Source organism: Vibrio sp. VGrn 2 (genome assembly GCF_009361695.1).
Taxonomy (GTDB): Bacteria; Pseudomonadota; Gammaproteobacteria; order Enterobacterales; family Vibrionaceae; genus Vibrio; species Vibrio diabolicus.
In genome coordinates, this window is the sequence record NZ_RBWD01000011.1 from 90,118 (window position 1) to 111,371 (window position 21,254).

The window sequence follows — 21,254 nt, forward strand, 5'->3', positions numbered from 1 at the left end:
AGATTTCTTAGCTCTCCCGAATAACCGCTCGTCTTGGGTTTAGAGACAATAACGTTGAATAGCTGATTAATGTTCACTATTTGTTCTATTTTGAGTGTGATTGTTGTTTTTCTGGATGGTCGAGTCAGTAAGCTATCCATTATTTTCGTTTTTTATCAGATGAAACGTTCCCTATTAAGACAGCACTTTCCTTTTCTATCAAAACATTAAGAGGCTCTTGAGGTGAGGCTCTATATTTGGTTGTAATTGATGTTGTTAATGTGTCATTTTCTAGATTTATTAAATGATGAAAATTAGGAATAGATTGGTGTCTTGACTTTCCATTGGTGGTTTTGTGAATAAGTGCTACCGTTTTTCCTCTTTGATGCCTCTTTAAATAAAAAGGATGTGTAGTGGAAATCACGGTTGAGATTTTGTTGGCTCTATTTTTTGTTGCGACTGCCGCAGGCTTTATTGATGCGATGGCTGGTGGGGGAGGACTCATTACGCTCCCTGCGCTTTTGGCTGCGGGGTTGAGTCCGACTCAAGCTCTAGCAACTAACAAGTTACAAAGCTCGTTTGGCAGCTTCTCAGCTAGTTGGTATTTCGTGCGTAACGGTATTGTCAGCCTAAAGGAAATGCGTTTCGCGATACTCTGTACTTTTATCGGTGCAGCGATCGGTGCCGAGGCTGTGCAGTTTATTGATGCTAGCGTACTCACCAGTTTGATCCCTGTTCTTTTGATAGCCATTTCCCTCTATTTTTTACTCGCGCCAAGTACGCGAAAAATCGATGGAGAACCAAAGTTATCTGAAGCGATGTTTGCGCTATGCATTGGTGGGGGGATCGGTTTCTATGATGGCTTTTTTGGCCCTGGAACTGGATCTATTTTTACTGTTTGTTTTGTTGCACTAGGTCATTTCTCTTTGGTCGAAGCCACAGCTAGAACCAAAATCCTCAATTTTACGTCAAACATCGCGGCATTACTCTTTTTTATCTTAGCAGGGTTACCAGTGTGGAAGCTCGGTTTAACCATGGCTGTTGGCGGTTTTCTTGGTGCTCAGTTAGGGGCGAAGGTCGTGGTAAGTAAAGGGCAAAAATGGATTCGTCCTCTAGTTATTGTGATGTCGATGCTCATGGCAACGAAACTTCTTTGGCAACAACATCAGCAATGGATTTTGTCAGTATTATAACTCGTTCTCTACGTTCAACTACGCCTACTCATGAATTATATGTAAAGAAATACTGATATATCTATGATTTCATTATAGTGTGATATCGTACTTAAAATGAAAAAGTAATAAACAATTTTTATTTAATAAAGTTAGAATGCTAAGTTTAGAATATTTAATTGTTGGTTATATGTATCCTATTATATCTCGAGATAATACTCAGTCAAAAAGAGAATGCTATGCATTTTCTATCAATGAATTTGATAAATTGGTTAGTAAATTTATCCCTAAGCATGAACAGCTTCGGTGGAATAGTTTAAAGGATAAGTTAGAATTTATTGCAAACTACTATGCAACTGTAGATGATTTGGCGTATTTAGGTAGAGTTGCTGTAGCCTTGTCAGGTAGCGCAGCTCCTATTGCAGTTGAGAAGTATGGTGGTTTTAATCATATTGTAATTAAAGGAACACCTAGTTTACAAAGAAAAGTTATGGCTTTGTCTGGTAAGATTTCGCCACCGATGGCTGTAAGTTTTGCTATAGGAAAAGAAAAGGCATTACAGACGGTTAAGCAAGGTGCAATTATTACTGTTATTTTTGTCACATCTTATAGAATAGCTGAGTATTTCTTTAAAGAGTCAAATAAAAGAGTATTGGCTAAATTATTCGGAGTTATAGCAAGTGACATTATTAAAGTGGGTTTGGCTGCTTTAGTTGCTAGTATAACATTAAAAACGATGGTTTCTGTAGGTGTTGTCGCTGCTGGTGGTTCAGCAGCTCTGTTTGTGGTTGTTTTTGTCGGTGTTGTTGCCAGCTTTGCAGCTAGTAAAATAGATGAAGAATTTAACCTCACAAAGAGGTTCCAAAAGGAAATTATGCTATTTTGGTCTCAAAAGGAAGAGGTGGAAAAATGGGAGATGAAAGATAAAATAAACCAATACCGAGCGATGCAAAGCTTTAAAAATAGTGGTTTTTCATTATGAAAAATGAAGAAATAGATTATAGCACATTTATTATAGGTTCAATTCTATTTCCTATATGTACATATTTTATGATTTATCTTCCGGTATCTGATTTGTTGGATTTTTTTGGAGCAATTTCATCCGATCAGGAAAGCTTATCCTTAGGTGGTCAGAATATTCAGTTATTTTCATCCGGTTTTTTATTTGCTTTGCTTTCTTATGTTTCTATTTATACTGTTTCTACTAAGAGAAAGCCAAATAAAGAAAAACTTAAAAAGCTTTTTAAATTATGTTTTGTTTTATTAGTTTCTAGCTTTTTGTTTTCTTATATGTTTAATGAGTGGCTGCTGTCTTATGCTGAAAGTCATGGATACCATTATTCTGAGGAACTTAGTTCTCGATGGTTTTTAAGTGAGTACTATGTTTTTGTAAAATGACTATGAAATACACTTTTACATTATACTCTACTTCAATTGTCTAGTTGTTGTGATGTCGATGCTAATGGCAACGAAACTTCTTTGGCAACAACATCAGCAATGGATTTTGTCAGTGCTTTAACTCGTTTGCTGCGATATGTGCTGTGGCGCAAGCAGATATGTATTGGTCGAATTAACTGTCCTAGTTCTTCAAAGTCATAGCAGAATTTGGGTGTGATATTAAGTGTCTTCAGGATAGATTTAGGAATTAAAGCGGGAGCCATTCCGCCCAAAGCCAGTTGTGCTGCCGCAGTGTATGAATCCATTTCCATCAAAGGCTCAATTCCGTATTTTGACAAAATAGCTTGTTGGTAAGTATTGGCAGGATTGGTTAAGTCATTGGTCAAAATTGCTTTGGGTAGTTGCGAAAGTGGGTATCTACTGACGATTGAAAAAGGTTCATCAGTGAGGTGAAAGCTCATTAATCCATGGTGAGGCGGTAAATAACCAGCACAGAATCCCAGTGTCGCTTTACCTGATTTGACGTTCTCAATAATGCGTGGTGTATGATTGGTCGATATTCGTATGTACTGGTCATGGGCAAAGCGTTCAGCCATGATCACACTGAGGTATCCAGCGACTAAGGTTTCAGAGCAGTCTATCTTGATCAAAGAAGTATCTTCTATTTCTTGCTGATCATAGATCTGACCTCTTAACTCATTGAACGTTGGCTCGATCGTGTTGATGAGCGCGAGGCCATCGGAGGTCAGCTTTATGTGCCGACCACTTGGCTCAATCAATTTTTTTCCTAACTTCTTCTCTAGATTCGAAATGCGCTTACTCACCGCAGATTGACTAATATAGAGTTGGCTGCCCGTGCGGCTCATGGTTTTTTCTTTACTGAGGACAAGTAACGTCTCAATACCTTCAAGCAACATAATAATTAATGAAAGTTAGGAATGGTTGAGATAATTTAGCGAATTGTCCAAGAATTGGCGAATCAAATGAGCATAAATGAGAGGAGCCGACACTTGGTCGACTCGATGATGAGTGATGCTGTTTGTGTTTAACGGTTAATGGCGAAAGTTGGTAAGGATAGATGCCAACGAATAGCACCGAGACGTATAATAAGCGTTGAGATTACACCAGCGAGTAAAGCCGTTGAGTGGTCATAACCCATGTTTACCGCCATCGTATGGAAGATGCCGCCAATAATACATGCCGTAGCGTAGACTTCACTTCTTAATACCATAGGAACTTCGCGAGCCAGCACGTCTCGTATAATGCCACCTCCACAGCCAGTAATAACCCCCATTATCACAGCGACCATTCCAGATGCATTGTAGGCGAGTGCCTTCTCTACTCCAATTCCCACAAATACAGCGAGACCGATGGCATCACAAACGGGTAATACCCACCATGAGAGTCGCTTGGGTCTTCGAATAACAAGCATGGTTAGTAGACACGTAACAAATATCACCCATAAGTACGTAGTATCTGTTATCCAAAATACAGGAGTGGCACCTAGCGCCATGTCTCGGATTGTTCCGCCACCAATAGCAGTCACACTGCCGAGAACGATAACGCCGAATGGATCCATTTTTAAACGGCCCGCCAGTAACACGCCAGAGATAGCGAAAACTGCGGTACCGAACAAGTCGATCATATAAAGCAGCATGGAGTCCATGTTACTTAGTACCTTTATATAGTGTGAGAAAAAATGGGCGGAAATTGTACGGTATTTGCCACGAAATCGTTAGCGTTTTTGACGAACGCTTTTAAAGTGCTCACACACTTCTGTGATCGCATTTAGTGTGCGTGGGGTTGGGCGGTTAATCCAATCTGAGTTTAGAGACCAGATGTGTTTATTTCTAAGTGCGGGAAGCTCATTGCTCCACTCTGCCCACATACCATCATTACTCATTGCGTGACGAGAAGTAAAAATAACCTCTGGTTGGCGAGTGATGACCTGCTCGATGCTGACCTGAGGATAAGGCGCGCTGGATGCTGCGAAAATGTTTTCACCACCGCAAAAAGTAAAGACTTCACTTGGCCAGTTCTTCCCGGCGACAGTGATGATAGGCTTTTCACTCAACTGATAAAAGTAACGAACTTTCTCGTGCGTGTTGTACTTCTCTTTTAGTGTATTCAGTTGCGTTCTAAAATCTTCAGCGGCCTTTTGTCCTATTTGCGGGGTTTCGCTGTATTGGCTTAGCTGCTCGATATTATTGGCGATATCTTCCAGTGAGCCTGTAGTGGAATAATAGATAGGAATGCCGAACTGTTTAATTTTCTCCAGCTCTTTTGCCGGGTTTCCTGCCGGCCAAGCAATGACTAAATCCGGTTGAAGAGCAATAATGCGCTCTAATTTAATTCCTTGGTAATTAGAGACTCTTTCCAGCTGCTTTGCCTGCTCTGGATAATCACTCATTTCGCTGACAGCAACAAGCTTGTCTCCTAGCCCTGCCGCAAAGGCAATTTCAGTGGCATGCGGAGCTAAACTTACAATGCGTTGCGCTGGTGTTTGGGCGAAGGTCGCTGTCGAAACAAACAGCGTTAATGCGAAGCATAGTTTATTCATCATAATCCTTGATAAATCATTCCTAAAAGCAGACTTTGGATAGCTATCCAAACGAAGACTCGCCAAACGAGCAGCGTATGTATTTGTGAAAGGTGAATAGCCGATGGGGCGATTCGTCCACCGATTTTTGCGCGTTCCGCACGTATACCTTGATAGATAGCAGGGCCGCATAAAGAGAGTTGTAGTTTGTGTCCGATGGTACACAACACCCAGGCGGGCCCGGGTAGTGGCCAAGACTTCGCTTGTTGCTGTACACCAGAAAGCACATTGCTTACGTTCTTTCCTACAGCTAAAAGTATGGCAAAGAGACGAAGTGGAATAATATCCAGAGCGGCAACCAGCTGAACGGCAGGTTTACCAAAGGGCAAATATTGGCGTCGGTTAGGGGACCAAACTCGAGCTAACTCTGTGGCTAGTCGATACATTAACGCACCAATACCACCTGCTAGTGCGTACCAAAATAACACACCGATTACGTTGCGGCTGTATCCCATAATCACAGCTTCTGAGCTTGCTTTACCTATGCCGATGATCGAGAGGCTGTCAGTATCGCGATTAAGGTATGGTCTTAGTAATTGTCGGCACTGAGCTTTGTCTTCTCTCGACATACTTGTGACGAGTTGTTTCGTTAAGGCTTCGCTGTTGCGCCAGTCCAAAGCAATGATCAATAGCACTAGTTCGTATAAAGGCACTTGCCAAACGAATGGCTCCACGGCAATCAGCAAGATCAAGCAAGGCAATAGCATCAAGCCCAATGCAAGACTGCCGGAGGTCAGGCTCTGTGAGTAACTGTGATTATTGTTTACTTTGTTGGCGAGGTTCTCAGCTAACTTTCGCCATAAAGTGATGGGATGCGATGAACGGGGGATTGGTAAAAGAAGGTGAAAGAGCAGTGCGCCCCACATAATAAGGAGCGCACCGTTGGCATAAAATGACTGAAAAACTTCTTCCATGAATGAGTCGTTTACTTAATGAGTTCCAGCATTTTGAATACCATTTCGGAAGAGCTTTTTGCTGCTAGCGGTAGGAACTCATCAAAGCTCATTGGTGACTCTTTATCAGCGACATCTGAGATTGCACGCACAACAACAAACGGCGTGTTGAATTGGTGACAAGTTTGAGCGATAGCAGATGCTTCCATTTCTACCGCGATAACGGATGGGAAGTGCTTACGAATAAACTCTTGACGCTCAGCAGTACAAACAAACGCATCGCCAGTACAGATCAGGCCGCGAACTGCATGAGTGTTTTCCATTTGCGCTAGTGCCTTTTCTGCTAAATCCATTAGCTTTTCATCCGCTTTGAATGCAGCAGGCTGACCAGCCATTTGGCCAATTTCATAACCAAAAGCGGTCACGTCTGCATCGTGATGACGAACTTCTGTTGAGATAACAACATCACCTAGATTTAGGCTTGAATCGAAGCCACCAGCAGAGCCTGTGTTAATCACAACATCTGGCTGGTATTCATCAAGAAGAATGGTAGTGCCTACTGCAGCTGCAACTTTACCAATACCTGATTGTAGTACGACTACTTCTACATCATTAATTTGACCAGAGAAAAACGTACAACCTGCTTTATTTACGGTTTTGCAGTTTGTGATTGCTTCTTTCAGGATGGTCACTTCTTGTTCCATCGCACCGATGATACCAACTTTCATAACACTCTCTTTCGGTAAATATTTTAGTTGGCCGAGAGTATAGCACTCCCCGTGAGCAGTTTTCTATTTGATGAGCTTAGCTTGAGTGAGCTTTTCTCGTAATTGTTCGGCGCGCTTTCTGTTTACGCCAAAGTCAGAATAGCCCACACGTGACTCTGAGCGAACAATCAGTTTGTCTCCTGCTACTTTTAATTCGAGGTCATCCACGAAGCGCATGATTTTAGATGTGCATTCTATCCGAAGGTAATCACCCTCTTTTACCGCGGTTTTTGCGCCAGGAAGTTGAAGCGCGGCTTGCTCAATGGCATCTAACGTCGCGGACTCAGTGAGCAAAAAAGGTGCTAATTGAAACTTGTCTCTTGAGTCCTGAGTTGAAACGCAATTTGGTTTGTCACCACAAGGTGATTGAGAACGATCTGGCATACTGGTGACTCCTTGGCTGCAGGCTGTAAGGCTGAGTAAAGCGATGGAAAGGAGAGCGGCTTTTTTCATTGTATTTACTCTTATAATTTTGCTTCTAATTATATGGATACAAAAGAAAAAGGATCCAATAATAGGATCCTTTTTGTGATGTTAGCTGTGATTAGACTTCTAGGTAATCAAGAATGCCTTCTGCCGCTTTTCGCCCTTCATCAATGGCGGTTACGACGAGGTCTGAGCCACGGACCGCATCACCGCCAGCGAAGATTTTCGCATTGCTGGTTTGGTACATGAACGCTTGCTCAACAGGTGCCTTGATACGTCCCCATTGGTCTAAATCGACACCATACGGTTCCAACCAGTCCATTTTGTGTGGCTGGAAACCAAATGCCATGATCACGGCATCCGCAGGCAATACATGTTCACTGCCTTCCACTGGTTCTGGTCTGCGACGACCTGCATCATCGGGCTCACCTAAAGCGGTTTTTACCACTTTAACGCCCGATACGTTACCTGAGGCGTCGACCTCCACACCGAGTGGTTGCAGGTTAAACATGAACTTCACGCCTTCTTCCTTCGCGTTTTTTACCTCGCGACGAGAGCCAGGCATGTTGGCTTCGTCACGACGATAAGCACAAATCACATTGGAGGCTCCTTGGCGAATAGAGGTTCGTACACAGTCCATTGCGGTATCGCCACCACCAAGCACGACCACTTTCTTTCCTGCCATGTCGATAAAAGGTTGGTTGTTCTCAAGCTCCATGACTTTGTAGGTATTCGAAATTAAAAATGGCAGCGCGTCATATACACCCGGCGCATCCTCATTTTCTAGTCCTGCACGCATGTATTTATAGGTGCCAACGCCTAAGAAAATGGCATCGTACTCATCGATTAGATCTTGCATTTGTACATCTTTACCGACTTCCACGTTCATGCGGAACTCGACGCCCATTTCAGTGAACACACGGCGACGATTTTCCATTACCCCTTTTTCAAGCTTGAACGAAGGGATACCGAAAGTCAGTAGTCCGCCGATTTCTGGGTAGCGGTCAAACACGACTGGCTTAACGCCATTGCGCACTAGGATATCAGCGGCTGCCAAGCCTGCTGGGCCAGCTCCAATGATTGCGACCTTTTTATCGGTCCACTCGACCTTGGACATATCTGGCTTCCAGCCCATTTCAAAGGCTTTGTCGGTAATGTACTTTTCTATATTACCGATGGTGACGGCACCAAAGTCATCATTAAGCGTGCATGAACCTTCACATAGACGGTCTTGAGGACAAACGCGTCCACATACTTCAGGTAAACTATTGGTTTGATGCGATAGTTCAACCGCTTCAAGAATACGTCCCTCATTTGCCAGTTTTAGCCATTGAGGGATGTAGTTGTGTACTGGGCACTTCCATTCACAGTATGGGTTACCGCAATCTAAACAGCGGTCTGCTTGCGCAGTGGCTTGTTGCTTAGTAAACGGCTCGTAGATTTCAACGAACTCGATCTTACGAACTTTGATCGGCTTTTTAGCCGGATCGACACGTTGAACATCGATAAATTGATAAACGTTCTGGCTCATGATTCAAACATCCTCCATGATTACTGTGCTTGAACGCGCAGCTCTGCGGCACTGCGGCTCTGGTGACCAAGTAGCGTGCGAAGATCTGCCGCTTGTGGTTTCACCAAATAGAACTTTGGAATCCATTCATCAAAGTTCGCCAAAATATTTTCTGCGTGGCTCGACCCTGTTTCTTCAAGGTGTTCCGCAATCAGGCCGCGCAAATGCTCTTGGTGGATGTATAGATCGGACAATGAAATGGCTTCGACAGATTCAGTATTGACTCGACCTTCAAAGCTCTGGTTTTCATCCAGAACATAGGCAAAGCCTCCGGTCATACCTGCACCAAAGTTCACGCCTGTTGCACCTAGAATGGCAACAATACCGCCAGTCATGTACTCACAAGCGTTATCTCCCGCGCCTTCAATGACGGCAATCGTACCTGAGTTACGTACCCCAAAACGTTCACCCGCTTTACCTGCCGCGAACAGTTTACCGCCCGTTGCGCCGTACAAACACGTGTTACCAATAATGGTGGCTTCATGACACTTGAACGCTGTACCTAAGTGAGGTTTTATGGCGATCTTGCCGCCTGCCATGCCTTTCCCTACGTAGTCATTCGCATCACCTGTGAGGTACAGCTCTACACCACCTGCGTTCCAAACACCAAACGACTGACCTGCAGTGCCGTCAAGATAGATTTTGATAGGGGAAGCCGCCAATCCTTGGTTGCCATAGCGCTTCGCTATTTCGCCAGATAAGCGTGCACCCACAGAACGATCAGTGTTGATGACATTGTAGAAGAAACTTGCCGATTGGCTGTTTTCTACTGCATGCATGGCATCATCAATGATCTTTTGATTGAGCTCAGCTTTATCAAACGGTTTATTTGGTTCCGTCCAAAACAGCGGATGACCTTCAGGCGAGACGGGAGCTTCTAGAATGTTGGATAGATCCAATTTGGTTTGCTTCGCGGTAAAGCCTTCTACTGCTTCAAGTAAATCGGTACGACCAATCAAGTCCGTCAGTTTTTCAACGCCTAGCTCAGAAAGCAGCTCGCGCACTTCTTCTGCCAGTCCGGTGAAGTAGTTCATCACCATTTCAGGTAAGCCTTTGAAGTACTCTTTACGCAGCGTTTCGTCTTGAGTCGCAACCCCTGTTGCACAGTTGTTGAGGTGACAAATTCGCAGGAACTTACAACCCATAGCAACCATTGGCGCGGTACCAAAACCGAAGCTTTCCGCACCTAAAATTGCGGCTTTAACTACGTCTAAACCAGTCTTTAGACCACCGTCTACCTGTAGGCGGATCTTATGACGCAGACCATTAGCAACCAGTGCTTGTTGTGTCTCTGCTAGACCTAATTCCCATGGACTACCTGCGTATTTTACCGAAGTCAGTGGACTTGCTGCCGTACCGCCGTCGTAACCCGAGATGGTAATGAGATCAGCGTAAGCCTTGGCTACGCCCGTTGCGATGGTGCCGACACCTGGCTCGGAGACGAGTTTTACCGAAACCAGCGCATTTGGGTTGACTTGTTTAAGGTCGAAGATCAGCTGGGCCAAATCTTCAATTGAATAAATATCGTGATGTGGAGGAGGGGAGATTAACGTCACCCCTTGCACGGAGTAACGTAGCTTGGCGATTTCTGCGGTGACTTTGTGTCCCGGTAGCTGACCACCTTCACCTGGTTTAGCTCCTTGCGCTACCTTGATTTGTAGTACATCCGCATTAGTAAGGTAATGAGGCGTGACACCAAATCGGCCTGAAGCAATTTGCTTGATGCGCGAGTTACGTTCAGTGCCGAAACGGCGAGGATCTTCACCGCCTTCACCGGAGTTTGAATAGCCACCAAGACGGTTCATTGCAGTCGCGAGTGCTTCATGCGCTTCAGGGCTAAGTGCGCCAATGGACATGGCCGCAGAGTCGAAGCGTTTGAACAGTTCGGTTTTCGGTTCTATTTGCTCAAGTGGCAGCGGTGAGTCTGATTTTTTCAGCGACATTAAGTCACGCAACATAGCAACAGGGCGTTGATTCACTTGCTTGGCAAAGCTCTGATAGTCGTTACTTTCGCCAGATTTAACGGCTTGTTGCAGCGTGCCGACAACATCCGGGTTGTAAGCATGATACTCACCTCCATGGACATACTTTAACAAGCCGCCATGATCAATCGATTTACGTTTCGCCCATGCTTTGCGAGATAAGTTTGTAAGATCTTGCTGGAAGTCGTCAAAATTTGCGCCTTCAATACGAGTTGTGACGCCTTTAAAACACTGGTCGACCACATCTTGGCTCAAGCCAACTGCTTCAAACAGTTGTGAGCAGCGGTAAGAGGCGATGGTTGAGATCCCCATCTTTGACATGATTTTATACAGGCCCTTGTTGATGCCGTATTGGTAGTTCTGCATCACATCGCGATAGTCTTTCTCTAGTGCCTTATCATCAATCAGTTTACCTAACGCTTCATAAGCAAGGTATGGGTAAACTGCAGTCGCACCAAAGCCAAGCAAGACAGCAAATTGGTGTGGGTCACGTGCAGTTGCGGTTTCGACTACAATGTTGGCATCGCAACGTAAGTTCGCATCAATCAAACGAGTTTGAACGGCGCCGACTGCCATTGCCGCTGGAATTGGTAACTTGCCTTTGACCAAAGCGCGATCTGAAAGTACCACTAAAACCGTGCCTTCACGTACGACTTGCTCTGCTTGCTCACAGAGATCATTAATGGCTTGTTTAAGATCTTTCTCTTGTGGGTCGTAGTTGATATCTAGAATGGTATTACGGTAGTGATCGTCACCAAGCTCGAGCAGTTGCTGCATGTCTGAATAAAGCAGTACAGGCGAATCAAATGTTACGCGATGCGCGTGGCCATCGGTTTCACAGAAGACATTCATTTCCTTACCGATGCTGGTCGCCAGTGACATCACGTGTTTTTCACGCAGTGGATCGATCGGTGGATTGGTGACCTGAGCGAACTTCTGGCGGAAGTAGTCAGTTACCAAGCGCTCTTTTGAGGAGAGCACTGCTATTGGAGTATCGTCCCCCATGGAACCGACGGCTTCTTGCCCCATATCACCGAGGACACGCAGCACTTGATCGACTTCTTCATTGCTCATGGCAAACTGCTTTTGATAAGTCTTAAGTAAGTCTTCATCAAAGCTACGCTCACCTACTTGCTCCTCAGGTAGCTGAGAAAATGGTGTGAGTTTGCGAACGTTGTTTTCCATCCATTCGCGATAAGGGTGACGAGATTTCAGATCATTATCGATCTCGCTAGACTGCCAAAGCTTACCTTTACGAGTGTCGATGACGAGCAATTCACCCGGACCTACACGCCCTTTTTCGGCAACTTCATCTGGGGCGTAATTCCAAATTCCTACCTCAGATGCCAGAGTGATCAACTTATCTTTGGTAATTACATAACGCGCAGGACGCAGACCGTTTCGGTCTAGGTTACAAGCAGCATAACGACCATCGGACAGTACGATACCTGCTGGGCCATCCCATGGTTCCATGTGCTTGGAGTTGAAATCGTAAAACGCCCGCAGATCCGGATCCATATCTGGGTGGTTTTGCCATGCTGGTGGCACAAGCATACGCATGGCGCGGAAGATATCCATGCCACCAGCTAAGAAGAGATCCAGCATATTATCCAAGCTAGAGGAGTCTGAACCTGTCTCGTTCACAAATGGTGCTGCAGTTTGAAGATCGGGCAGCAGTGGTGACGAGAACTTGTAAGCGCGCGCGCGCGCCCATTGGCGGTTACCTTCAATGGTGTTGATCTCACCGTTATGAGCAAGATAGCGGAACGGCTGAGCCAATGGCCAACGCGGTTGAGTATTGGTAGAAAAACGCTGGTGGAACAGACAGATAGCGGATTCCATGCGTAGATCAGCAAGATCAAGGTAGAAGCGAGGCAAGTCCGCAGGCATGCACAGGCCTTTGTACACCAAAACTTGAGTCGACAAGCTACAGATGTAGAAATCAGGATCTTCGGTGATTTGTTTCTCGATGCGACGGCGTGCGATGTAGAGACGGCGTTCAATGTCACGCTCTCGCCAACCAGCCGGTGCAGAGATAAAGACTTGCTGAATATTTGGAAGCGAGTTAGCCGCAATTGGACCGAGCACTTCTGAATTGGTTGGAACTTCACGCCAACCGGCCACTGTTAGCGTCTCTTGCGCAAGTTCTCTGTTGACGATGTCTTTAGCGAGTTGAGCTTTGACCGGATCTTGGTTGAAGAAAATCATCCCTACGGCGTATTGCTTGCCAAGGTTGAAACCATTTTCTTCGGCAATAAGACGTAAATAGGAATCGGGCTTTTGTAATAGAAGACCACAACCATCACCGGTTTTACCATCGGCGGCAATACCACCACGGTGGGTCATTCGGTCAAGTGCAGAAATTGCTGTACGAACCAGCTTGTGGCTTTGTTCGCCTTCCATATGCGCGATCAAGCCAAATCCACAGTTGTCTTTCTCAAGACTTGGATCATAAAGAGCCATTGCAATTCTCCCTTTGCTTATCCGTCATCCCGACAGATATATCAACACTGCTTACGTTGATAGTGATGACTGAATATGCGTCATCTTTTATGGTTTTATGTATATTTATTCAATAAAAGCTGTGAAATATTTAACATTTTTTGAGTGTTTTATTTTCATCAACTTCACAAGCTATAGCTTATTGTAAAAAAGGTCAAGTTATTAGTGGATAATCACGTGAATATGCGATTTACCATTTAATAAGCTAAAATAGTTTAATGATTTCAAATAGATAGAAAATTGATTGTTACAAAAAAGTAACATTTGATTCTGTGGGAAATAAAAAAGACCAGCATAAAATGCTGGTCAAAATAGAAAGATTGGAAGGAATTGTTTTCTTTCTTTGCTAATAGCCATCGATATCGCTGATGGCTATTTATGGCATTGAAAGAGGGAAGCGTGAATACTTCCGTTAAGCAGAAAGCATCAGTGAATCTGCTTTTGCTTCTAGGTTTGTGCCATCCATTAGGTAGTCATCGATAGCACGAGCACATTCGCGACCTTCGTTGATACAACGAACCACCAAAGATTGGCCTGTTCGCATATCACCAGCAGCAAATACGCCTTCTTGGTTAGTAGCAAAACCTTGAGTTGCTACGTTACCGCGATCATCTAGCGCGATATCCAGTTGAGCAAGCACGCCTGTAGGTTCTGGGTGTAAGAAGCCCATTGCTAGGAATGCCATATCACATGGGATCACTCGCTCGCTGCCTTCTACTTCTTTGAAACTTGGGCGCTCGCCTGGTTTTGCATCTTGCCAAACGATATCAGCAAGACGAAGGCCTGTGACTTCACCTTTGTCATTTCCGATGAACTCTTTGGTCAGGATGTTCCAGTGACGATCGACACCTTCTTCATGAGAGGTCGAAGTACGTAGGATCATTGGGTATTGAGGCCAAGGCATATTGGCTGGGCGCTTCTCTGGTGGAATCGGCATGATTTCCACTTGAGTTACGCTTGCTGCGCCGTGACGGTTTGACGTTCCTACACAGTCTGAACCGGTATCACCACCACCAATGACAACCACATGTTTACCTTTTGCGTGAATCTCTTCCGTTTTCAGGTCCATGTTATTTGCACGTCGGTTGTTTTGACCTAGGAATTCCATTGCGAAGTGAACGCCTTTGAGCTCACGACCCGGAACTGGCAAATCACGAGGAACAGTTGAACCACCCGTCAGTAGAACCACATCGAATTCTTGACGCAGTTGCTGAGCATTCACATCAACACCAACATGTTGGTTAACTTTGAATTCAATACCCGCTTCTGCCATCAGGTTGATCTTACGATCAATCACGTCCATACCCAGTTTGAAATCTGGGATACCAAAACGCAGCAGACCGCCTACTTTCTCGTCACGCTCGAATACCGTCACAGTATGACCGGCGCTGTTTAGCTGCTCAGCAGCCGCAAGGCCAGCAGGGCCCGAACCAATGATCGCAACGGTTTTGCCTGTGCGAGAACGTGGTGTTTTTGGTTTGGCGTACCCTTCACGATACGCCGTTTCTACGATGGTTTTCTCGATATTACAGATAGTGATTGGGTCTTGGTTGATGCCAAGTACACAAGCACTTTCACACGGAGCAGGGCAAACACGACCAGTGAACTCTGGGAAGTTATTGGTTGAGCTTAGAATGTTCCATGCTTCTTCCCAGCTATCACGATAAACCGCATCGTTAAACTCTGGGATGATGTTACCGATAGGGCAGCCGTTATGACAAAACGGCACACCACAATCCATACAACGAGAAGCCTGAGTATTGATCTTGTCACCAAACTCCTCGTTCAGAACGAACTCTTTGTTGTTCTTGATGCGTTCAGCTGGGTCGATCTTCTGTGGTAGTTCACGACCATGCTCTAAAAATCCAGTAGGCTTACCCATTATACGGCCTCCGCTTGAGTTTCGTTTCCTTGAGACTGTGCTTCAGCTTTGCGTTTTTGAAGAACCGCTTTGTAGTCACGCGGCATTACCTTAACCATAGAGGCTAGGCTAGCTTCAAAGTTGTCTAGGAAAGACTGAGCGACTTCACTTCCTGTGAATTGAACATGCTTAGTTAGCATGTCGAGTAATAGATCTCTGTCTTCTTGCTCGATTGGATCTAGGTCTACTAATTCTGGGTTCAGTTTTGACTCAAAGTCGCCTGATTTATCCCATACGTAAGCCACGCCGCCACTCATACCTGCAGCAAAGTTACGACCTGTTGAACCAAGGATGATGGCTGCACCGCCAGTCATGTATTCACAACCGTGGTCACCGACGCCTTCTACTACTACTTTCGCGCCTGAGTTACGAACACAGAAACGTTCACCAGCCATACCGCGAATGAAAGACTCACCCGAAGTTGCACCGTAGAAACACACGTTACCAACCACGATGTTGTCTTCCGCGACAATGCTTGATTTCGCATCTGGGTAAAGTACTAAGGTACCGCCAGATAAGCCTTTACCCCAGTAGTCGTTCGCGTCGCCTTCCACTTCAAACTTCACGCCCTTAGCGAGGAATGCACCGAATGACTGACCCGCAGAACCTTTGAACTTCACGTTCATTGGCTGAGGTAGACCGGCATCTTTGTACACTTTCGAGATTTCGTTCGACAACATGGTACCTGCAGAGCGGTCCGTGTTGACGATAGGGAACTCGGCATTTACCGCTTCGCCTTTCTCGAGTGCAGGAATCGCCGCTTGAATCAGTTTGCGGTCTAGCACTTCTTCTAGGTTGTGGTTCTGCTGCGTTTGGTTATGGATACCGTCTGACTCACGTGGCTGTTCAACGTGTAGAACAGGAGACAGATCTAGGTTCTTGTATTTCCAGTGAGAAACGTCCTGGCGAATCTTCAACTTCTGACCTTGACCGACCATCTCATCAATAGTGCGGAAGCCAAGTTCAGCCATGATTTCACGTAGACCTTGTGCCATGTATTGGAAGAAGGTTACGACGTCTTCTACGCGACCATCAAAGCGCTCGCGAAGCGTCTTGTTCTGAGTTGCGATACCAACAGGACAGGTGTTCTTATGACACTTACGCATCATGATACAACCTTCAACCACCAATGCTGCGGTTGCTACGCCCCATTCTTCTGCACCTAGTAGTGTTGCCACAGCAAGGTCGCGAGGTGTCTTCATCTGACCGTCCGCTTGAACCACGATACGGTTACGTAGACCGTTCTTCAGTAGGGTTTGGTGTGTTTCTGCCAAGCCAAGCTCCCAAGGAAGACCAGTATGACGGATTGAAGACATTGGTGATGCACCAGTTCCGCCGTCGAAACCTGCGATAAGTACAACGTCCGCTTTCGCTTTAGCAACACCAGAAGCGATCGTACCTACGCCAGCTTCCGATACCAGCTTCACGTTTACACGACCCGCGCGGTTCGCGTTCTTCAAATCGTAGATAAGCTGAGCCAAATCTTCGATTGAGTAGATATCGTGGTGTGGTGGCGGCGAGATAAGACCGACGCCTGGAGTAGAGTGACGTGTAGCACCGATCCAGTCATCTACTTTATCACCTGGTAGCTGACCACCTTCACCTGGTTTCGCACCTTGAGCCATCTTGATTTGTAGCTCATCAGCGTTGGTTAGGTAGTAAGAGGTTACGCCGAAACGACCCGAAGCTACCTGCTTGATTGCAGAGCGTTCCCAATCGCCGTTCTCTTTGCGCTCGAAACGCATTGGGTCTTCACCACCTTCACCAGAGTTCGATTTCGCGCCAAGACGGTTCATCGCAACAGCTAGTGTGGAGTGTGCTTCGTAAGAAATAGAACCGAATGACATAGCACCCGTCGCGAAGCGTTTCACGATGCTTTCAATTGGTTCGACTTCGTCGATAGAGATAGAACCGGCTGGGTTCTTAATGAATTCTAGCTGGCTACGCAGAGTTACCGCGTTGTCACCTTGTTTATCGACTGCTGTCGCGTACTGCTTGAACTGATCGTAGTTCTTGTTGCGCGTCGACTCTTGTAGGAGAGAAATGGTTTCTGGGTTGAATAGGTGCTTCTCACCACGCTGTTTCCATTGGTAAACACCACCCACATCCAGCATTTGAATTGGGATTTCGCGTTGTGGATAACCGATGCGGTGACGAACGAGCACTTCTTTAGCAATATCGTCAAGGGTGAGACCTTGGATACGAGAAACTGTACCTGTGAAGTACTTGTCTACCACTGACTTATGAATACCTAAGGCTTCGAAGATTTGCGCACCGTGGTACGACTGCAGGGTTGAGATACCCATCTTCGAGAAGATCTTCAGAAGACCGCCATTGATCGCTTTACGGTAGTTGTTGAACAGATCGCGAGGGTTCGCTTCTGGGTCCAGCTTCTTCGTACGCTGAAGCTCAATGATGGTTTCAATCACTAGGTATGGGTTAACGGCGTTGGCACCGTAACCAATTAGCGTTGCAAAGTGGTGCGTTTCACGCGCGTCACCAGTTTCAACCACGATGTCACACTTCGCACGTAGACCTTTGCGGATCAAGTGGTGATGCACTGCACCAACTGCCAGCATGGCTGGGATCGCCGCGTGATTTGAGTTCACAGCACGGTCAGTTAGCAGGATGATTGAGTAACCATCAATAACCGCATCTTCTGCGTATTGGCAGATACGTTTTAGTGCGCGCTCAAGCTTGCCTTGGTCTTCACTGGCTTGGAATACGATATCCAGTGTCTTCGCCTGAAGATGCTCGTTGTCAATAGCACGCAGTTTCTCAAGCTCAGAGTTCGCCAGAACAGGCGATTCCAATTCGACTTTCTGACAGTGAAGTGGTGTTTCAGTCAGAAGGTTTTGGTCTTTACCCAAGTAAGTGTTCAGCGACATCACCATACGCTCACGGATCGGGTCAATCGGTGGGTTAGTTACCTGTGCGAACAGCTGCTTGAAGTAGTTTGAAAGATGTTGAGACTGATGAGATAGAACTGCAAGAGGCCAGTCGGCACCCATTGCTGACAATGGTTCTTTTGCGTCATTCGCCATTGGAACGATGATTTCGTTCACTTCTTCAGTACTTACGCCAAACGCTTGTTGGCGGTGTAGAAGATGTTCTGGCTTAGGTTGGCTGAACTGGTTGCTCGCATCTGGCAGCTTCTTCAAGCTCAGTAGGTTTTCTTCTACCCACTTTTCGTAAGGCTGCGCTGTTGCGATGGTGTCTTTCACTTCTTCATCAGAGATGATGCGACCTTGCTCTAAGTCTGCAACGAAGATGCGACCTGGTTGTAGACGACCGCGGAACTCAACGTTCTCTGGCTCAATATCCACAACACCAGATTCTGATGCCATTACTAGGAAGTTATCTTTGGTCACTGTGTAGCGAGAAGGGCGCAGACCGTTACGGTCGAGTGTCGCACCAACTTGAACACCATCAGTAAAACATACTGAAGCCGGACCATCCCATGGTTCCATGATGTTCGCGTGGTATTGATAGAACGCACGACGCTTAGGATCCATGTTTTTGTTTTCTTGCCATGCTTCCGGGATCATCATCATCAATGCGTGCGGCAGGCTGCGACCAGAAAGAACTAGGAGCTCAAGAGCCATGTCAAAGTTAGATGAATCCGAACTACCTTCCTGACAAATAGGAAGCAGCATGTCGATTTCAGCTTGGGTAAATAGATCGGATTCAATGATCGCCTCACGGGCTTTCATCCAGTTCAAGTTACCTCGAACTGTATTGATTTCACCGTTGTGGGCAATGTAACGGAAAGGTTGTGCAAGACGCCATTTCGGGAAGGTGTTGGTAGAGAAGCGAGAGTGTACCAGTGCCAGTGCGGTCACCATGGTCGGGTTTTGCAGATCAAGGAAGTACTGAGGTACTTGCTCGGTCGTTAACTGACCTTTGTACACCAATGTCTTGTAAGACATAGAGTTAATATAGAAGTCATCACCAATGTTCGAAACGCTTTCTAGGCAAACACGTACAGTGTAGTTACGAAGTACGTACAGTTTGCGCTCTAGCTCTTCAGGTGTAATACCTGGACCACCAGAGATAAACACATGCTCAAACTGAGGCTCTGTGCTTAGCGGGTCGGCACCGATCATTGAGTTATCGGTTGGCAATACGCGGTAGCCAATAACTTCAAGGTCTAGACGCTGAGCGTTGCGTTCTAGAATGTCACGGCATTGCTCGCGTTTGTATTCGTCTTTCGGGAAAAGTACGACACCCACACCATACTTTTCAAATGAAGGTAGTTTAATGCCGAGCTTAACGGCCTCTTCTAATAGGAATTCATGAGGTTTTTGTAGCAAGATACCCGCACCATCACCGCTGCATGGATCACAACCTTGACCACCACGGTGCTCCATGCGAGCTAGCATATCCAATGCTTGAGTCACTACTTCATGAGATTTACGGTTTTTAAGGTGAGCAACAAAACCGATACCACACGCGTCATGCTCCAATTCAGGAGTATATAGACCCTGTGGATTTTGCTCTCTATCTACCATAGATACATCCTTCCAGTTCAATGTCGACGCAAAAGCACCAGGCAGGCAAATGCCACCTAGACCATTGATTACGTCTTGTCCTTTATATTTATTATCGCCACCGATCTAGGTTGACCGATCTTGATTCCTTTCCGTATCTCGCAGGAAAAGTTTTGCGAGAAAAACAATCCTTGGTGGTATCCCTTTATTTATTGCCACTATTTAGTGATTTATATAGGTAGGAGTGGGATAACACCGACAAATCCCGCAGTGTACTTTGTAATAAAAGTCACAAAAATAACGGGGTTGTGTAAGTATCCTACAATTTTGTCACTTCAGAATGCAATGAAAAAGTCGACGTTGTGACCCAATTTTTTCGTTTAATTATGCATTTTTAGTTTAACATTTACGCAACATGAACGTTTTTTATCTGTATTTATGCAGGTTTATTGATTTTGAGCCGTATGATGTTTGTTTGAATTGACTAGTATTGTGTGTTTTTTCTTGCAGGGATGTAATTTATTTACACAGATCGTAGTGAGATTGATTACGGTTCATTGTTGGTGAGAATTTATGCAGTTACATGAGTTGGTCAATACAATCGGCCAAGATCTTCAGCGTCGATACGGTGAAAAAGTCCATAAACTAACGTTGCACGGTGGATTTAGTTGCCCTAACCGAGATGGCACGATTGGTCGGGGAGGATGTACTTTTTGTAATGTGGCTTCGTTTGCGGATGAAGAAGTACAGATAAAGAGTATTCACGATCAGTTGAAAGATCGTGCGGGCGAAATTCATCGAGCGAAGAAGTATCTCGCTTATTTTCAGGCTTACACCAGTACTTATGCGGAAGTGCAAGTGCTGAAAAATATGTATGAAGAAGCACTAAAAGCGGCTGATATTGTGGGATTGTGTGTCGGGACTCGTCCAGATTGCGTGCCTGATGCCGTATTAGATTTGCTGTCTGACTATGTACAGCAAGGTTATGAAATTTGGCTAGAGTTAGGGCTTCAAACCGCTAATAACGACACCCTTAAGCGCATCAATCGCGGTCATGATTTCGAATGTTATGCCGAGATCACCAAGCGTGCGCGTGCGCTAGGTATTAAAGTCTGTACTCATTTAATTGTTGGATTACCGAAAGAAAGCCGCGACGATAATATTGAGACGCTGCAAAAAGTGTTAGCCGTGGGCACGGATGGCATTAAGTTACATGGCTTGCATATTGTGGAAGGCAGCACCATGGCGAAAGCGTGGCGTGCAGGACGATTAGAGGCGCCAGAGCTAGAAGAATATGTCGCAATTGCCAGTGAGATGATTCGTATGACGCCACCGGACGTGATTTACCATCGCGTTTCATCAGCAGCTCGTAGACCTACCTTATTATCGCCACTGTGGTGTGAAAATCGCTGGCTGGCGATGACTGAAATTGGTCGAGCCCTCAGTGAGCATGGTGCTCAAGGAAGCCTAACGGGAAACGCTTTTATCTATACTAAACCGGAATTAATAGCAGATCGCTCAATAAATAACTGATATATTTTAACCAGTTTTCTTT

At 45.5% G+C, this 21,254-nt stretch carries 14 protein-coding genes; 4 read left to right on the forward strand and 10 right to left on the reverse strand.

Features of this window, described 5'->3' with window-relative positions; genetic code table 11:
• Nucleotides 1-392: 392 nt before the first annotated feature.
• From D8S93_RS17455 to D8S93_RS17465, 3 genes are all read left to right on the forward strand, one after another.
• A complete protein-coding gene (locus D8S93_RS17455) occupies nucleotides 393-1,172 on the forward strand; it encodes a TSUP family transporter (protein ID WP_005396424.1) in 780 nt (259 codons plus the stop codon).
• Between the two features lie 136 nt (nucleotides 1,173-1,308).
• Complete coding sequence (locus tag D8S93_RS17460) at nucleotides 1,309-2,133, forward strand: hypothetical protein (RefSeq protein ID WP_046873989.1); 825 nt, start codon at nucleotides 1,309-1,311, stop codon at nucleotides 2,131-2,133.
• On the forward strand, nucleotides 2,130-2,549 hold the full coding sequence (locus D8S93_RS17465) for a hypothetical protein (protein WP_046873988.1): 420 nt from the start codon (nucleotides 2,130-2,132) through the stop codon (nucleotides 2,547-2,549). The genes D8S93_RS17460 and D8S93_RS17465 overlap by 4 nt, the downstream gene beginning before the upstream one ends.
• Before the next feature lie 32 nt (nucleotides 2,550-2,581).
• On the opposite strand, the gene D8S93_RS17470 is transcribed toward D8S93_RS17465, so the two are convergent.
• The 10 genes from D8S93_RS17470 to gltB (D8S93_RS17515) all read right to left on the reverse strand — a co-directional run bounded on the left by D8S93_RS17470 (nucleotide 2,582) and on the right by gltB (D8S93_RS17515) (nucleotide 19,720).
• Nucleotides 2,582-3,466 carry a LysR family transcriptional regulator gene (locus D8S93_RS17470; protein ID WP_152814483.1) on the reverse strand — a complete coding sequence of 295 codons (885 nt, stop codon included), beginning with the start codon at nucleotides 3,464-3,466 and terminating at the stop codon, nucleotides 2,582-2,584.
• A gap of 128 nt (nucleotides 3,467-3,594) precedes the next feature.
• Nucleotides 3,595-4,215 (reverse strand): TRIC cation channel family protein, encoded by a 621-nt coding sequence (locus D8S93_RS17475; protein WP_005387377.1) that lies wholly within the window; start codon nucleotides 4,213-4,215, stop codon nucleotides 3,595-3,597.
• Nucleotides 4,216-4,284: 69 nt separating this feature from the next.
• Nucleotides 4,285-5,109, reverse strand: coding sequence for a vitamin B12 ABC transporter substrate-binding protein BtuF (gene btuF, locus D8S93_RS17480; protein WP_012842144.1), 825 nt, complete (start codon nucleotides 5,107-5,109; stop codon nucleotides 4,285-4,287).
• Nucleotides 5,109-6,062, reverse strand: coding sequence for a cobalamin biosynthesis family protein (locus tag D8S93_RS17485; RefSeq protein ID WP_152814485.1), 954 nt, complete (start codon nucleotides 6,060-6,062; stop codon nucleotides 5,109-5,111). Before D8S93_RS17485 ends, btuF begins: the two co-directional genes overlap by 1 nt.
• 11 nt (nucleotides 6,063-6,073) lie before the next feature.
• Nucleotides 6,074-6,769: a 5'-methylthioadenosine/S-adenosylhomocysteine nucleosidase gene (mtnN, locus tag D8S93_RS17490; RefSeq protein WP_005396324.1), complete on the reverse strand. Its 696-nt coding sequence runs from the start codon at nucleotides 6,767-6,769 to the stop codon at nucleotides 6,074-6,076.
• Nucleotides 6,770-6,832: 63 nt separating this feature from the next.
• The gene (locus tag D8S93_RS17495) at nucleotides 6,833-7,261 is read right to left on the reverse strand and encodes a DUF1499 domain-containing protein (protein WP_031780533.1); all 429 of its coding nucleotides are present in this window, start codon (nucleotides 7,259-7,261) and stop codon (nucleotides 6,833-6,835) included.
• 91 nt (nucleotides 7,262-7,352) lie between these two features.
• Complete coding sequence (locus tag D8S93_RS17500; RefSeq protein ID WP_005396322.1) at nucleotides 7,353-8,765, reverse strand: FAD-dependent oxidoreductase; 1,413 nt, start codon at nucleotides 8,763-8,765, stop codon at nucleotides 7,353-7,355.
• Nucleotides 8,766-8,785: 20 nt separating this feature from the next.
• Nucleotides 8,786-13,249: a glutamate synthase large subunit gene (gene gltB / locus D8S93_RS17505; protein WP_152814487.1), complete on the reverse strand. Its 4,464-nt coding sequence runs from the start codon at nucleotides 13,247-13,249 to the stop codon at nucleotides 8,786-8,788.
• A 451-nt stretch (nucleotides 13,250-13,700) separates the two neighbouring features.
• Nucleotides 13,701-15,170: a glutamate synthase subunit beta gene (locus D8S93_RS17510; RefSeq protein ID WP_152814489.1), complete on the reverse strand. Its 1,470-nt coding sequence runs from the start codon at nucleotides 15,168-15,170 to the stop codon at nucleotides 13,701-13,703.
• A complete protein-coding gene (gene gltB / locus D8S93_RS17515; RefSeq protein ID WP_152814491.1) occupies nucleotides 15,170-19,720 on the reverse strand; it encodes a glutamate synthase large subunit in 4,551 nt (1,516 codons plus the stop codon). The genes D8S93_RS17510 and gltB (D8S93_RS17515) overlap by 1 nt, the downstream gene beginning before the upstream one ends.
• A gap of 552 nt (nucleotides 19,721-20,272) precedes the next feature.
• On the opposite strand from gltB (D8S93_RS17515), the gene D8S93_RS17520 reads away from it, so the two are divergent.
• The gene (locus tag D8S93_RS17520; RefSeq protein WP_047009093.1) at nucleotides 20,273-21,232 is read left to right on the forward strand and encodes a TIGR01212 family radical SAM protein; all 960 of its coding nucleotides are present in this window, start codon (nucleotides 20,273-20,275) and stop codon (nucleotides 21,230-21,232) included.
• Nucleotides 21,233-21,254 lie beyond the last annotated feature (22 nt).